We start from the raw sequence: 15,245 nt of genomic DNA on the forward strand, positions 1-15,245 counted from the left end.
CGAATATATTGACTGAATCACCGCATTCGCGAGCAAGCCCGCTCCCACATTTTGACCTTCATTAGTCCCGAATTCCCGCTTGGCCCTGTTCCCGCTGGTCCATCCCGTCCCGCCCTGCTATGATTCGCGCGCCCTTTTTACGGGTATTCCTGACTAAAGTACTAGGTCTTATAGTTGACTTAAATACTCGGGAATCGCATACTTGCTCCCATTCTGAAACACCTTGGTACTTGTCCATGAGACTGACTACAAAAGGCCGATACGCGGTGACCGCCATGCTTGACCTGGCCTTGCACGCGCAAAATGGGCCGGTGTCCCTGGCCGATATCTCCGAGCGCCAAGGCATTTCCCTGTCCTACCTCGAGCAGTTGTTCGCCAAGTTGCGCCGCAGCAATCTGGTTTCCAGCGTTCGTGGTCCAGGCGGCGGCTATCAATTGTCCCGCGACATGCAGGGCATCCAGGTCGCCCAGGTGATCGACGCGGTGAATGAATCCGTCGATGCCACCAAATGCCAGGGGCTGGGTGATTGCCACGCTGGTGACACCTGCCTCACGCACCACTTGTGGTGTGACCTGAGCCTGCAGATCCATGAGTTTTTGAGTGGTATCAGCTTGGCTGATCTTGTGACTCGCCGTGAGGTGCAAGAAGTAGCCCAGCGTCAGGACCAGCGCCGTTGCAACACCAAGGCGCCGCGTCTGGACAAGATTGAAGCGTCCGCCGTCGAGTGACAGCCGAAGAGCTAACGGCACGCCAGCCAGCCTGATTTAGGAGAAAGTCCATGAAATTGCCGATTTACCTTGATTACTCAGCGACCACCCCGGTTGATCCGCGTGTCGCGCAAAAGATGAGCGAATGCCTGCTGGTTGACGGAAACTTCGGTAACCCGGCGTCCCGTTCCCACGTTTTCGGCTGGAAAGCCGAAGAAGCAGTGGAAAACGCTCGTCGCCAGGTCGCTGACCTGGTGAATGCCGACCCACGTGAAATCGTCTGGACCTCCGGTGCCACCGAGTCCGACAACCTGGCAATCAAGGGTGCGGCGCATTTCTACGCGACCAAAGGCAAACACCTGATCACCACCAAGATTGAGCACAAGGCTGTCCTCGACACCATGCGCCAACTGGAGCGTGAAGGTTTTGAGGTTACCTACCTCGAGCCAACCACCGACGGTATCGTGACCCCTGCGATGATCGAAGCCGCGATGCGTGAAGACACCATCCTGGTTTCCGTGATCCACGTGAACAACGAAATCGGCACCATCAACGACATCGCCGCCATCGGCGAGCTGACCCGCTCCAAGGGTGTGTTGCTGCACGTCGACGCTGCGCAGTCCACCGGCAAGGTCGATATTGACCTGTCGAAACTGAAAGTCGACCTGATGTCGTTCTCTGCCCACAAGACCTACGGCCCTAAAGGCATTGGCGCGCTCTACGTGAGCCGCAAGCCTCGCGTACGTATCGAAGCCACCATGCACGGCGGCGGTCACGAGCGCGGCATGCGTTCGGGCACCCTGGCGACCCACCAGATCGTCGGCATCGGCGAAGCGTTCCGTGTGGCCAAGGAAGACATGGCTGCCGAAAACGTGCGCATCAAGGCCCTGAGCGATCGCTTCTACAAGCAGGTCGAGCACCTTGAAGAGCTGTACATCAACGGCAGCATGACCGCCCGTGTACCGCACAACCTGAATTTGAGCTTCAACTACGTCGAAGGCGAGTCGCTGATCATGGCGCTCAAGGACCTGGCGGTTTCGTCCGGCTCGGCCTGCACCTCGGCTTCCCTTGAGCCGTCTTACGTCCTGCGCGCCCTGGGCCGCAACGACGAACTGGCTCACAGCTCGATCCGCTTTACATTCGGCCGTTTCACCACCGAAGAAGAAGTCGACTACGCCGCGCAGAAAGTCTGCGAGGCCGTCACCAAGCTGCGTACCTTGTCCCCGCTGTGGGACATGTACAAGGACGGTGTCGACATTTCCAAGATCGAGTGGGCGGCACACTAAATATAGAAGCCGCCACCCAAAAGGCTCTGTAAAGACGTGGCGGAAAACGCAGGCGTATTTGCAGGGTTCCAGAGCGGCCCTGATGAGTGAGGATTCAGTACCATGGCTTACAGCGAAAAGGTCATCGACCACTACGAAAACCCGCGCAACGTCGGCAAGATGAACGCGGAAGACCCTGATGTCGGCACCGGCATGGTCGGCGCTCCGGCGTGCGGCGACGTTATGCGCCTGCAGATCAAGGTCAACGAAGCTGGCGTTATCGAAGACGCCAAGTTCAAGACCTACGGTTGCGGTTCGGCCATCGCCTCCAGCTCCCTGGCGACCGAATGGATGAAAGGCAAGACCCTGGATGAGGCTGTGACTATCAGCAACACCCAGCTGGCCGAAGAACTGGCCTTGCCGCCAGTGAAAATCCACTGCTCGGTACTCGCAGAAGACGCCATCAAGGCGGCCGTTCGCGACTACAAGCAGAAGAAAGGCTTGATCTAAGCAATTTGGCGACGAGTAAGGAGTCACGATGGCTATCAGCATGACAGAAGCGGCTGCGCAGCACATTCGCCGCTCCCTGAATGGGCGCGGTAAAGGTGAGGGGATTCGTCTGGGTGTTCGCACCACAGGCTGTTCCGGCCTTGCCTACGTGCTGGAGTTTGTCGACGAGGTGGTCGAGGAAGATCAGGTGTTCGAGAGTCACGGCGAAAAAGTGATCATCGACCCGAAAAGCCTGACCTACCTGGACGGCACCGAACTCGATTTCGTCAAGGAAGGGTTGAACGAAGGCTTCAAGTTCAACAACCCCAACGTGCGCGGTGAATGTGGCTGCGGCGAAAGCTTCAACATCTGAGGCTGATCGTGGGTACTCCTTGTCATTTCGCTTTGTTCGAGCTGCAGCCGAGTTTTCGACTGGACCTTGAACAGCTTGCCACGCGCTACCGTGAACTGGCGCGTGGGGTGCATCCGGACCGCTTCGCTGACGCTTCCGAGCGTGAGCAACGCCTGGCGCTGGAGCAATCAGCCAGCCTCAACGAAGCCTATCAGACGCTCAAGAACCCTCCCAAACGCGCGCGCTACCTGCTCGCGATGGGCGGTCGCGAGCTGCCGCTTGAAGTCACGGTCCAGGACCCTGATTTCCTGATGCAGCAGATGCAATGGCGCGAGGAGCTTGAAGAACTGCAGGACGAGGCTGATCTGGCCGGAGTCGCAGTGTTCAAGCGCCGTCTGAAAGTGGCCCAGGATGAACTCAACGAAAGCTTCGCAGCCTGTTGGGATGATGCAGCGCAACGTGAACAGGCCGAACGCCTGATGCGGCGCATGCAGTTCCTCGACAAGCTCACCTACGAAGTGCGCCAGTTAGAAGAGCGCCTCGACGATTAACCCAGTGCCGCCCAGGTTGCACGCCTGATATACAGATAAGTCCTGATTACCATGGCCCTACTGCAGATCGCCGAACCCGGTCAAAGTCCTCAACCGCACCAGCGTCGTCTGGCGGTCGGGATTGACTTGGGCACTACCAATTCGCTGGTCGCTGCATTGCGCAGCGGTCTTTCCGAGCCGCTGCCCGACGCGGATGGCCAGGTCATCCTGCCGTCTGCCGTGCGTTATCACGCTGACCGCACCGAAGTGGGCGAGTCGGCCAAGCTGGCGGCGTCTACCGATCCTTTGAATACCGTGCTGTCGGTCAAGCGCTTGATGGGTCGTGGTTTGTCCGACGTCAAGCAGCTGGGCGACCAGCTTCCATACCGCTTTGTCGGCGGCGAATCACATATGCCGTTCATCGACACGATCCAGGGCCCGAAAAGCCCGGTGGAAGTGTCGGCCGATATCCTCAAGGTCTTGCGCCAGCGCGCCGAGACCACCTTGGGTGGCGAACTGGTAGGTGCGGTGATTACTGTTCCTGCATATTTCGATGACGCTCAGCGCCAGGCCACCAAGGATGCGGCGAAACTTGCCGGCCTGAACGTGCTGCGCCTGCTCAACGAGCCGACCGCAGCCGCTGTGGCTTACGGCCTGGATCAGCACGCCGAAGGCCTGGTGGCTATTTACGACCTGGGCGGCGGTACCTTTGATATTTCGATCCTGCGCCTGACCGGCGGTGTCTTCGAAGTGCTGGCTACCGGTGGCGATACCGCCCTGGGTGGCGATGACTTCGATCACGCCATTGCTGGCTGGATCATCACCAGCGCCGGCTTGTCTGCCGACCTGGACCCGGGTGCGCAACGTAATTTGCTGCAAACTGCCTGTGCCGCCAAAGAAGCGCTGACTGACGCTGCGTCGGTTGAAGTTTCCTACGGTAGCTGGTCGGCTCAATTGACCCGTGAAGCGTTCGATTCGTTGATCGAACCGATGGTCGCCCGCAGCCTGAAAGCCTGCCGCCGCGCCGTGCGTGATTCCGGTGTCGAGCTGGAAGACGTGGTCGCCGTGGTCATGGTGGGTGGTTCGACCCGCGTGCCGCGTGTTCGTGAGGCGGTCGCTGAAGCCTTCGGCCGTCAGCCGCTGACTGAAATCGACCCGGATCAAGTGGTGGCTATCGGTGCCGCGATCCAGGCCGATACCCTCGCCGGTAACAAGCGTGATGGTGGCGAACTGCTTCTGCTTGACGTGATCCCGTTGTCTCTGGGGCTGGAAACCATGGGCGGCCTGATGGAGAAGGTGATTCCACGCAACACCACCATCCCCGTTGCCCGCGCCCAGGACTTCACCACGTACAAAGATGGTCAGACGGCCATGATGATTCATGTGCTGCAGGGCGAGCGTGAGCTGATCAGCGACTGCCGTTCCCTGGCGCGCTTCGAATTGCGCGGCATTCCGGCGATGGTGGCTGGTGCGGCGAAGATTCGCGTGACCTTCCAGGTCGACGCCGACGGCTTGCTCAGCGTTGCCGCTCGCGAACTGGCCTCCGGCGTTGAAGCCAGCATCCAGGTCAAGCCGTCCTACGGCCTGACCGACGGCGAAATCGCCAAGATGCTCAAGGATTCGTTCCAGTACGCCGGGGACGACAAGGTCGCCCGCGTGCTGCGTGAGCAGCAAGTCGACGCCCAGCGCCTGCTCGAAGCGGTGCAGGGCGCCCTTGAAGCTGACGGCGAGCGTCTGCTGGATGCCGAAGAGCGCATGGTTATCGACCTGCAAATGCAGGAACTGGCTGAATTGATGAAAGGCACCGATGGTTACGCCATCGAGCAACAGACCAAGCGCCTGTCGCAAGTGACCGATGCCTTTGCCGCCCGTCGCATGGACCAGACGGTGAAAGCCGCCCTGGCGGGCCGCAACTTGAACGAACTTGAGGATTAACTGATGCCGCAGATCATTTTTCTGCCACACGCCGAGCATTGCCCGGACGGTATGGTTGTGGAGGCTGAGACCGGCAAGTCCATTCTCGAAGTCGCTCACGATAACCACATCGAGATCGAAAGCGCCTGCGGCGGCGTTAACGCCTGTACCACGTGCCATTGCATCATTCGCGAAGGTTTCAATAGCCTGGAAGAGGCTGATGAGCTGGAAGAGGACTATCTTGATAGGGCGTGGGGCCTTGAGCCGACGTCGCGATTGAGCTGTCAGGCAAAAGTGGGAACAGAAGACCTCACCGTCGAGATTCCGAAGTATTCGCTCAACCATGCCGCCGAAGCGCCGCATTGATTCAAGGAAATGTCATGAGCCTGAAATGGGTTGATGTACAAGAAATCGCTATACAACTTGCTGAAGCTCACCCGGATGTCGATCCTCTGTCGGTGAACTTCGTCAAGTTGCGCAACCTGGTGATGCAGCTGCCGGAATTTGACGACATCCCGGATCGGGGTGGCGAAAAGGTTCTTGAGGCGATACAAGGCCTGTGGATCGAAGAAGCAGACTGAATCGCCTTTTTACGCAGTTAGGCAATACCCAAGAACCCGCGTATAATTCGCGGGTTTAATTTTTCGCAAATTACCGTTTCTGGAGTTACACCATGGCTGTTCAACGTACTTTCTCCATCATCAAGCCTGACGCTGTTGCAAAAAACGTCATCGGCGAGATCACCACTCGTTTCGAAAAAGCCGGCCTGAAGGTTGTAGCTTCGAAACTCAAGCAACTGTCCAAGGCTGAAGCTGAAGGCTTCTACGCTGAGCACAGCGCTCGTGGTTTCTTCGGCGACCTGGTTGCCTTCATGATCTCCGGCCCTGTTGTTGTTCAGGTTCTGGAAGGCGAAAACGCTATCGCTCTGAACCGTGAGCTGATGGGCGCTACCAACCCTAAAGAAGCTGCTGCCGGCACCATCCGTGCTGACTTCGCTGAATCGATCGACGCCAACGCCGTTCACGGTTCGGACTCCGAAGCCGCTGCTGCCCGCGAAATCTCGTACTTTTTCGCTGCTACTGAAGTAACCGCTCGCTAAGCATTGGCTTAAAAGAGCGAAGGTGAATCCATGACTACATTGACTGCAAAAACCAACCTGCTGGGTCTGACTCAACAGGAAATGGAAAAATTCTTCGACTCAATCGGGGAGAAGCGTTTTCGTGCCGCTCAGGTAATGAAGTGGATTCACCATCTTGGCGTCGATGATTTCGACGCCATGACGAACGTCAGCAAGGCCCTGCGCGACAAGCTCAAGGCCATTGCCGAAGTTCGCGGCCCCGAAGTGGTCAGCGAGGACATTTCCACCGACGGCACCCGTAAGTGGGTGGTGCGCGTGGCGTCCGGCAGCTGCGTCGAGACCGTGTACATTCCCCAGGGCAAACGCGGCACTCTGTGCGTTTCGTCCCAGGCAGGCTGTGCCCTGGACTGCAGTTTCTGCTCCACCGGCAAGCAAGGTTTCAACAGCAACCTCACCGCCGCCGAAGTCATCGGCCAGGTGTGGATTGCCAATAAATCGTTCGGCAGCATCCCGGCGACCGCCGACCGTGCCATCACCAACGTGGTGATGATGGGCATGGGCGAGCCGCTGCTGAACTTCGACAACGTTGTCGCGGCCATGCACCTGATGATGGACGACCTGGGCTACGGTATCTCCAAGCGCCGCGTGACCCTGTCGACCTCCGGCGTGGTACCGATGATCGATGAGCTGGCCAAGCACATCGACGTCTCCCTGGCGTTGTCGCTGCACGCACCGAATGACGCATTGCGTAACCAATTGGTGCCGATCAACAAGAAGTATCCGCTTAAGATGCTGCTCGAATCTTGCCAGCGCTACATGGCGACCTTGGGCGAAAAGCGTGTGTTGACCATTGAGTACACCATGCTCAAGGACATCAACGACAAGGTCGAGCACGCGGTCGAGATGATCGAGTTGCTCAAGAACGTACCGTGCAAGATCAACCTGATTCCGTTTAACCCGTTTCCCCATTCTGGCTATGAGCGGCCGAGCAACAACGCCATCCGCCGTTTCCAGGATCAACTGCACCATGCAGGCTTCAATGTCACCGTGCGCACCACCCGCGGCGAAGACATCGATGCGGCATGTGGCCAATTGGTAGGACAGGTGCTGGATCGCACCCGTCGCAGCGAACGTTATATCGCCGTGCGTGAATTGAGTGCCGCCGACGATATGCCGCAAAGCGCCGCGACTCGAACCTGAGAGAGGATCTCTATGCCCTTGCGCCTTGCGCTGCTTTTGCTTGTTGCCAGCCTCGCGGCTGGCTGTGTTTCATCGGGCCATGACAGCCCGTTGCAAACCGGCAAGGGCCGTGACGAAGCGCGAGCTGCCTATGTGCAGCTGGGCTTGGGGTACTTGCAGCAAGGGATGACCGAACAGGCCAAGGTGCCGCTGAAAAAAGCCCTCGAGCTGGATGGCAGCGACGCCGACGCCAATGCTGCGTTGGCCTTGGTGTTCCAGGCCCAGGCCGAGCCCGAATTGGCCGATCAATATTTCCAAAAGGCCCTGGCCACACGCCCTGGCGACCCAAGACTGCTGAATAACTACGGCAGTTTTTTGTTTGCGCAGAAACGTTATGCCCAGGCATCCGAATATTTCCAGCAGGCTGCGGCCGATACCCTCTATCCTGAGCGTTCGCGGGTTTTCGAGAACCTGGGGGTGACCTCAATGCTTCTCGGCCAGCGCGACACCGCACGCCAGCAACTGGAAAAAGCCCTGCACCTGAACCAGCGCCAGCCACGGGCCTTGCTCGAAATGGCTGAGTTGTCCTTCGAAGACAGGCATTATGTGCCGGCACGTGACTATTACGAGCGTTTTAGCCTGCTGAGCGGGCAAAATGCACGTAGTCTATTGCTCGGTGTGCGCCTGGCGACGGTTCATGAAGAACGCGACAAGGCCGCACGTTTTGGCCAGCAACTCGAACGACTCTATCCCGGTACGCCGGAATATCAGCAATACCTGTCGGAGCAATGATGAAAGCGGCGCACCCGGAAGTTGTAGCAGCTAATCGTGGAAACCCAGGCGAGACCTTGCGTCAGGCCCGCGAAAGCAATGGTTGGTCGCTGGCAGAAGTGGCCCTCAAGCTCAATTTGACCACGACTTCATTGGGCAACCTTGAAGCTGGCGCATTCGACAAGCTGCCAGGGCATACCTTTGCCCGCGGCTATATCCGCGCCTACGCGAAGTTGCTGGGTATCGACCAGGCTGCATTGGTCCAGGAATTCGACCAAATCACCGGTACCGATTCCCAGGGCAGCAATGTCCATGGTCTTGGCCGCATTGAAGAGCCTGTGCGGGTTTCCCACACCATTTTGCGCATTGTCAGCCTGTTGCTGCTCATCGCCGTGATCGGCGGTGGTTTTGTATGGTGGCAGGATCAGACCGCCCAGCGTGGCAAGGACTTGTCCAGCAACGCCATGGAGCACGTCGAAGTCGAAAGCGCCGACGGCACCACCCAGATTCATCCGTTGGATGAGCCGGAAGACCAGGCCGTGGCCCAGGGTCAGGCGGCGCCTGAGGCAGAGCCAAGCGCCGAGCAGCCTGCGCCCGAAGCAGGTACTGCCGCCGCAGTGGCACCCGTCGCACCCGCTCCAGCGGTTGCAGTGACGCCTGCTGCTCCAGCTCATACGCCAGCAACGCCAGCAGTACCGGCGCAGGCTCCGGCAACAACGGCTCCCGTCGCCCCGGCGATTTCCGCGCCAACCACCCCGGTACTGATCTCCGGTGATGGCCGAGTACAAATTACCTACGTCGCTGACTGCTGGACGCAAGTCTCCGATGGCAACGGCAAGGTGCTGTTCAGTGGTCTGAAGCGTAAGGGAGATACACTTGACCAGGGCGGCAAGCCTCCTTTGACGCTGCGTCTGGGCTTTGCCCGTGGCGCGCAAGTGGCCTACAACGGCCAGCCTGTGGACGTGGCGCCGTTCACCAGTGGCGAGACTGCTCGCCTCAAGTTGGGACAATAAAGTCATGCACGGCGAATCTCCAATCAAACGTCGCGTATCGCGCAAGATCTGGGTCGGCTCGGTGCCGGTGGGCGGCGATGCCCCCATCGCAGTACAGAGCATGACCAACAGCGACACCAATGATGTGGCGGCCACTGTCGCCCAGATCAACCGCCTGGAAGCGGCGGGCGTCGACATCGTGCGGGTTTCCGTACCGGACATGGACGCTGCCGAAGCCTTTGGCCGCATCAAGCAACTGGTCAAGGTGCCGCTGGTCGCCGATATTCACTTCGACTACAAGATCGCGTTGCGCGTGGCCGAGTTGGGCGTCGATTGCCTGCGGATCAACCCGGGCAACATCGGTCGTGAAGACCGGGTTCGCGCCGTGGTGGATGCCGCCCGTGATCGCGGGATTCCAATTCGCATCGGCGTCAACGCCGGCTCCCTGGAAAAAGACCTGCAAAAGAAGTACGGCGAGCCGACGCCGGCCGCACTGGTCGAGTCCGCGCTGCGCCACGTAGAACACCTCGAACGCCTGAATTTCCAGGACTTCAAGGTCAGCGTAAAGGCTTCCGACGTGTTCATGGCGGTAGAAGCGTACCGCCTGCTGGCCAAGGAAATCGTCCAGCCGCTGCACCTGGGTATCACCGAAGCCGGCGGTTTACGCTCAGGCACAGTGAAATCTGCGGTGGGTCTCGGTATGCTGCTGGCCGACGGGATTGGCGATACTATTCGCATCTCCCTCGCGGCAGACCCGGTAGAGGAAGTGAAAGTCGGTTACGACATTCTCAAATCCCTGCATTTGCGTTCCCGTGGCATCAACTTCATTGCCTGCCCGAGCTGCTCGCGGCAGAACTTCGACGTGGTGAAAACCATGAACGAACTGGAAGTACGCCTCGAAGACCTGCTGGTGCCGCTGGATGTCGCGGTGATCGGCTGTGTGGTCAACGGGCCGGGTGAGGCCAAAGAGGCCCATGTGGGCCTGACCGGTGGTACGCCAAACCTGATTTACATCGACGGCAAGCCGTCGCAGAAATTGACGAATGACAATCTGGTGGATGAGCTGGAACGGCTGATCCGCCAGAAAGCGGCCGAAAAGGTCGAAGCTGACGCAGCGGTTATCGCGCGCGGCTGATCGAACGAATTTAAGGATTTGATGTGAGCAAGTCTCTGCAAGCCATTCGTGGCATGAACGACATCCTGCCTGAGCAGACGCCCCTGTGGCGCTACTTCGAGGGCACTGTCGCGCGCCTGCTGGATAACTACGGTTACAAGCAGATCCGCATGCCGATCGTCGAGTTCACCGAGCTGTTCAAGCGCTCCATCGGTGAAGTGACCGACATCGTCGAAAAAGAGATGTACACCTTCGAAGACCGCAACGGTGACTCCCTGACCCTGCGTCCGGAAGGTACTGCCGCGTGTGTGCGTGCGGTGCTCGAACATGGCCTCACCGGCGGTGGCCAGCCGCAGAAGCTCTGGTACATCGGCCCGATGTTCCGCCACGAGCGTCCGCAGAAAGGCCGTTATCGCCAGTTTCACCAGATCGGCCTGGAAGTCTTCAACCTCGACGGTCCGGACATCGACGCCGAGCTGATCGTGCTGACCTGGCGCCTGTGGGGCATGCTGGGCATCCGCGATGCGGTCAAGCTTGAACTCAACAGCCTGGGCACCAGCGAATCCCGGGGCCGCTACCGCGAAGCCCTGGTGGAATTCCTGTCGGCCCACCTGGACAAGCTGGACGAAGACAGCCAGCGCCGCCTGAAAACCAACCCGCTGCGGGTACTGGACACCAAGAACGCCGAGACCCAGGCCGTACTGGTGGACGCGCCGAAAATGGCCGACTACCTGGACGACGAGTCCCGTATCCACTTCGAGGGCCTCAAGGCTCGCCTGGATGCAGCCGGTATTCCTTACGTCATTAACCCGAAACTGGTGCGTGGCCTCGATTACTACAGCAAGACCGTGTTCGAGTGGGTCACCGACAAGCTCGGCGCCCAGGGCACGGTGTGTGCCGGTGGTCGTTACGACGGCCTGGTCGAGCAGATGGGCGGCAAGCCGACCACCGGCGTAGGTTTTGCCATGGGCATCGAGCGGCTGATCCTGCTGCTGGAAACCCTGGAGCAGGTTCCCGAAGAAATCTCCCGTCAGGTGGACGTGTACTTCTGTGCCTTTGGCGAGGCGGCCGAACTGGCTGCCCTGGCCCTGAGCGAGAAACTGCGCGACCAACTGCCGAACCTGCGCCTGCAAGTCAATGCCGGCGCCGGCAGCTTCAAAAGCCAGTTCAAGAAAGCCGACAAGAGCGGTGCGTTGTATGCACTGATCCTGGGTGATGATGAGTTGGCCCAGCAAGTGGTAAGTTTCAAACCCCTGCGTGGTCAGGGTGAACAACAAAGCATTGCCTTTGATGCGCTTGCAGCGCACCTGGCCACCTGCATCGTGCAGGGTTGAAGCTGTCAAACAGCCGATTTAGCGATTAAGGAGTATTGGGGTGTCGAGTACTGATGATGACCAGCTGGCCGAGTTCAAAGACTGGTGGCAGCGCAACGGCAAGCCCCTGGTCACTGGCGGCTTGCTGGCTTTAGTAGTGGTGTTCGGCTGGCAAGCCTGGCACAAGTATCAGGCTAACCAGTCGCAAGGCGCCTCGATTATCTATCAGCAACTGCTGGAAACCACGCTGACGCCAAACGGCAAGCCTGACCTGGCCCAGGTTGCAGACCTGGCCGGCAAGCTGAAGAGCGAATTCGGCGGTAGCACCTACGCGCAATACGGCAGCCTGTTCGTCGCAAAAGTTGCGGTCGACAACGGCAAGCTGGATGACGCAGCCTCCGAGCTGAAAGCCATCACCGACAAGCCGGCCAACCCGACACTGGGTGAAATCGCACGTCAGCGTCTGGCTCAAGTACTGGCGGCACAGAACAAGGCCGACGAAGCACTGAAACTGCTCGACGGCGATGCTGACAAGGCATTCCTGGCCACTCGTGAAGAGCTCAAGGGCGACCTTCTGGTCCAATTGGGTCGTACCGACGAAGCCAATGCTGCGTACCAAAAAGCCAAGGCGGCGCTGTCTGATGAAGCGGCGGTCGGTGGCTTACAAATCAAGCTCGACGACTTGGCCAAAGGGGATGCGTGACGTGATCCGTTGGAAACATGCAGCATTGCTGGCTCTGGCCGTTTTGGCCGCGGGTTGCAGCAGCAACAGCAAAAAAGAACTGCCTCCGGCCGAGCTGACCAGCTTCAAGGAAGAAGTGGTCCTGCAAAAGCAGTGGAGCCGCTCCATTGGTGACGGTCAGGGCGATCTGTACAACCTGATGGTCCCGGCGATCGACGGTGACACTATCTACGCCGCTGATTCCACCGGTGTTGTGGTCTCCATGGATCGCATGAACGGCGACGTCAAGTGGAAGAAAGACCTCGAACTGCCTGTGTCCGGCGCCGTTGGCGTGGGTTCTGGCCTGGTGATGCTCGGCACGCTGAAAGGCGACGTCGTGGCACTGGATTCGAGCACCGGTGAAGAGAAATGGCGCGCTCGCGTGACCAGTGAAGTGCTCTCGCCACCGGCTACCAACGGTGACGTGGTTGTCGTGCAGACCCAGGATGACCGTGTGATCGGCCTCGACGCCGCCACCGGTAACCAGCGCTGGTTGTATGACAGCACGCCGGCGGTCCTGACCTTGCGCGGTACCAGCGGTCCGGTTGTGACCAGCAACCTGGCACTGGCAGGCCTGTCGACCGGTAAAGTGGTCGCCCTGGACACCCAGAACGGCGTGCCGGCCTGGGAAACCCGGGTCGCGATTCCTCAAGGTCGTTCGGAACTGGACCGCGTAGTGGACATCGACGGTGGCTTGCTGCTGTCGGGTGATACCCTTTACGTCGCTACTTATCAGGGCCGTGTTGCGGCGCTGGACGTGCAGAGCGGCCGGATCAACTGGCAGCGTGATGCTTCCAGCTACGCCGGTGTCGCCCAAGGGTTTGGCAGCGTCTACGTAAGCCTGGCGTCCGGCACCGTTGAAAGTGTCGACGAGCGTTCCACCACTGCATTGTGGAGCAACGACTCCCTGGCCCGCCGTCAGTTGTCGGCACCGGAAGTGTTCTCCAGCTACGTAGCGGTAGGCGACTTTGAAGGTTACCTGCACCTGCTGAGCCAGGTGGACGGTCGCTTCGTGGGTCGCGAACGTATCGACAGCGACGGCCTGCGTGCCCGGCCGCTGGTGGTAGGTAACATGCTTTACGTGTATGGCAACAGCGGCAAACTGGAAGCGCTGACCATCAAGTAATGGTTTGACTATGCTTGGGGTAATTCCCAGGCGGCCCTGCTTCGGCAGGGCATGCGGCGCTTTCGAGCGCTGCCCCGAGCACCAGCCGCTGCCTTGCAGCGGCTTTTGTATTTTCTGAAATAACGAAGTGGAGAGCCGCATGGTTCCCGTAATCGCCCTGGTGGGCCGACCGAACGTCGGCAAGTCCACCTTGTTCAACCGCCTGACCAGGACTCGCGACGCCATCGTCGGCGACTTGTCCGGTCTGACCCGTGATCGCCAATACGGTGAGGCAAAGTGGCAAGGGCGCTCCTACATTATTGTCGACACCGGTGGTATCTCCGGTGACGAGCATGGCATGGACGAAAAGATGGCCGAGCAGTCGCTGCTGGCCATTGAAGAAGCTGATGTCGTGTTGTTCCTGGTGGACGCCCGCGCGGGCTACACCGCTGCAGACCAGATGATTGGCGAGCACCTGCGCAAGCGCAACAAGCGTTCCTACGTGGTGGCCAACAAGATCGACAATATCGATCCTGAAATGGCCCGCGCCGAGTTCAGCCCGATGGGCCTGGGCGATGCGATCCCGATCGCCGGTGCCCACGGTCGCGGCATCACCCAGATGCTGGAAATCGCCCTGCGCGACTTCCCGCGTGATGACGTGGATGAAGTCGAAGGCGAAGAAGAAATCGTTGCCGAAGGCGAGGAAGCCAAGCGCATTCCTGGCCCAAGCGAAAAAGACGGTATCAAGATCGCGATCATCGGCCGTCCGAACGTCGGCAAGTCGACCCTGGTCAACCGCATGCTCGGTGAAGACCGGGTAATCGTCTATGACGAGCCGGGCACCACTCGCGACAGCATCTACATCCCGTTCGAGCGTAACGACGAGAAGTACACGCTGATCGACACTGCCGGTGTGCGCAAGCGCGGCAAGATCCACGAGGAAGTTGAAAAGTTCTCCGTGGTGAAAACCCTGCAGGCGATCAAAGACGCCAACGTAGTGATCTTCGTCATGGACGCCCGCGAAGGCGTGGTAGACCACGACCTGAACTTGCTGGGCTTTGCCCTGGAAGCCGGTCGCGCCCTGGTGATTGCGATCAACAAGTGGGACGGCATGACGCCGAGCGAGCGCGACTACGTCAAGGTCGAGCTGCAGCGTCGCCTGTTCTTCGTCGAGTTTGCCGATATCCACTTTATCTCGGCACTGCACGGTACCGGCGTGGGTAACCTCTACGCCTCGGTGCAGAACTCGTTCAAGTCCGCGGTTACCCGCTGGCCGACCAACCGCCTGACCCAGATTCTTGAAGATGCGGTCAGCGAGCACGCGCCGCCGATGGTCAACAACCGTCGGATCAAGCTGCGCTACGCTCACTTGGGTGGTGCCAACCCGCCGATTATCGTGATTCACGGTAACCAGCTGGAGAAGGTGCCGAAGTCCTACGTGCGTTACCTGGAAAATACCTACCGCCGTGTCTTGAAACTGGTCGGTACGCCGATCCGTATCGAGTTCAAGGGTGGCGAGAACCCGTACGAAGGTAACAAGAACAGCCTCACCGACCGCCAGGTAAACAAAAAGCGCCGGATGATGACGCACCACAAGAAGGCCGACAAAAAGCGCCGCGACAAGCGCTGATCCTGATCGGTTGAAAAAGGGCTCTTTCGGAGCCCTTTTTTTGTGCCTGGCGGTTGACCCTTCGCGGCATGCAGCTTAAAACTTG

General features: G+C 59.2%; 17 protein-coding genes. All 17 read left to right on the forward strand.

All coding sequences use genetic code 11. The annotated features are described in order from the left end of the window. The first annotated feature begins 236 nt into the window (after window positions 1–236). Window positions 237–728 (forward strand): Fe-S cluster assembly transcriptional regulator IscR, encoded by a 492-nt coding sequence (gene iscR, locus HYE77_RS25310; RefSeq protein WP_003210305.1) that lies wholly within the window; start codon window positions 237–239, stop codon window positions 726–728. 50 nt (window positions 729–778) lie between these two features. Then, window positions 779–1,993 carry an IscS subfamily cysteine desulfurase gene (locus HYE77_RS25315; RefSeq protein WP_008438290.1) on the forward strand — a complete coding sequence of 405 codons (1,215 nt, stop codon included), beginning with the start codon at window positions 779–781 and terminating at the stop codon, window positions 1,991–1,993. Window positions 1,994–2,095: 102 nt separating this feature from the next. Beyond that, on the forward strand, window positions 2,096–2,482 hold the full coding sequence (gene iscU / locus HYE77_RS25320; protein WP_003209682.1) for a Fe-S cluster assembly scaffold IscU: 387 nt from the start codon (window positions 2,096–2,098) through the stop codon (window positions 2,480–2,482). Window positions 2,483–2,510: 28 nt separating this feature from the next. Then, on the forward strand, window positions 2,511–2,834 hold the full coding sequence (iscA, locus tag HYE77_RS25325) for an iron-sulfur cluster assembly protein IscA (protein WP_003209680.1): 324 nt from the start codon (window positions 2,511–2,513) through the stop codon (window positions 2,832–2,834). A gap of 8 nt (window positions 2,835–2,842) precedes the next feature. Continuing rightward, window positions 2,843–3,364 carry a co-chaperone HscB gene (hscB, locus tag HYE77_RS25330; RefSeq protein ID WP_008438289.1) on the forward strand — a complete coding sequence of 174 codons (522 nt, stop codon included), beginning with the start codon at window positions 2,843–2,845 and terminating at the stop codon, window positions 3,362–3,364. 51 nt (window positions 3,365–3,415) lie between these two features. Next, window positions 3,416–5,278, forward strand: coding sequence for a Fe-S protein assembly chaperone HscA (gene hscA / locus HYE77_RS25335; protein WP_087695132.1), 1,863 nt, complete (start codon window positions 3,416–3,418; stop codon window positions 5,276–5,278). A 3-nt stretch (window positions 5,279–5,281) separates the two neighbouring features. Continuing rightward, window positions 5,282–5,623 (forward strand): ISC system 2Fe-2S type ferredoxin, encoded by a 342-nt coding sequence (gene fdx, locus HYE77_RS25340; RefSeq protein ID WP_003209674.1) that lies wholly within the window; start codon window positions 5,282–5,284, stop codon window positions 5,621–5,623. A 14-nt stretch (window positions 5,624–5,637) separates the two neighbouring features. Next, entirely contained in the window at window positions 5,638–5,838 is a 201-nt protein-coding gene (iscX, locus tag HYE77_RS25345; protein ID WP_003209673.1) for a Fe-S cluster assembly protein IscX, read from the forward strand. 92 nt (window positions 5,839–5,930) lie between these two features. Continuing rightward, the gene (ndk, locus tag HYE77_RS25350; protein WP_003175956.1) at window positions 5,931–6,356 is read left to right on the forward strand and encodes a nucleoside-diphosphate kinase; all 426 of its coding nucleotides are present in this window, start codon (window positions 5,931–5,933) and stop codon (window positions 6,354–6,356) included. A 30-nt stretch (window positions 6,357–6,386) separates the two neighbouring features. After that, a complete protein-coding gene (gene rlmN / locus HYE77_RS25355) occupies window positions 6,387–7,535 on the forward strand; it encodes a 23S rRNA (adenine(2503)-C(2))-methyltransferase RlmN (RefSeq protein ID WP_003209670.1) in 1,149 nt (382 codons plus the stop codon). 12 nt (window positions 7,536–7,547) lie between these two features. Then, complete coding sequence (gene pilW, locus HYE77_RS25360) at window positions 7,548–8,306, forward strand: type IV pilus biogenesis/stability protein PilW (protein WP_003209669.1); 759 nt, start codon at window positions 7,548–7,550, stop codon at window positions 8,304–8,306. After that, window positions 8,306–9,298 carry a RodZ family helix-turn-helix domain-containing protein gene (locus HYE77_RS25365; RefSeq protein ID WP_177069732.1) on the forward strand — a complete coding sequence of 331 codons (993 nt, stop codon included), beginning with the start codon at window positions 8,306–8,308 and terminating at the stop codon, window positions 9,296–9,298. Before pilW ends, HYE77_RS25365 begins: the two co-directional genes overlap by 1 nt. 4 nt (window positions 9,299–9,302) lie before the next feature. Next, window positions 9,303–10,412 (forward strand): flavodoxin-dependent (E)-4-hydroxy-3-methylbut-2-enyl-diphosphate synthase, encoded by a 1,110-nt coding sequence (gene ispG / locus HYE77_RS25370; protein ID WP_003209666.1) that lies wholly within the window; start codon window positions 9,303–9,305, stop codon window positions 10,410–10,412. A gap of 23 nt (window positions 10,413–10,435) precedes the next feature. Continuing rightward, window positions 10,436–11,725: a histidine--tRNA ligase gene (gene hisS, locus HYE77_RS25375; RefSeq protein ID WP_003209664.1), complete on the forward strand. Its 1,290-nt coding sequence runs from the start codon at window positions 10,436–10,438 to the stop codon at window positions 11,723–11,725. 40 nt (window positions 11,726–11,765) lie between these two features. After that, complete coding sequence (locus tag HYE77_RS25380; protein WP_003209663.1) at window positions 11,766–12,407, forward strand: tetratricopeptide repeat protein; 642 nt, start codon at window positions 11,766–11,768, stop codon at window positions 12,405–12,407. Next, window positions 12,400–13,551 (forward strand): outer membrane protein assembly factor BamB, encoded by a 1,152-nt coding sequence (bamB, locus tag HYE77_RS25385; RefSeq protein WP_003209662.1) that lies wholly within the window; start codon window positions 12,400–12,402, stop codon window positions 13,549–13,551. The genes HYE77_RS25380 and bamB overlap by 8 nt, the downstream gene beginning before the upstream one ends. Window positions 13,552–13,690: 139 nt before the next feature. Beyond that, window positions 13,691–15,160, forward strand: coding sequence for a ribosome biogenesis GTPase Der (der, locus tag HYE77_RS25390; RefSeq protein WP_003209661.1), 1,470 nt, complete (start codon window positions 13,691–13,693; stop codon window positions 15,158–15,160). Window positions 15,161–15,245 lie beyond the last annotated feature (85 nt).

Source organism: Pseudomonas sp. IPO3774, assembly GCF_013386835.1.
In the GTDB taxonomy this organism is placed as follows: domain Bacteria; phylum Pseudomonadota; class Gammaproteobacteria; order Pseudomonadales; family Pseudomonadaceae; genus Aquipseudomonas.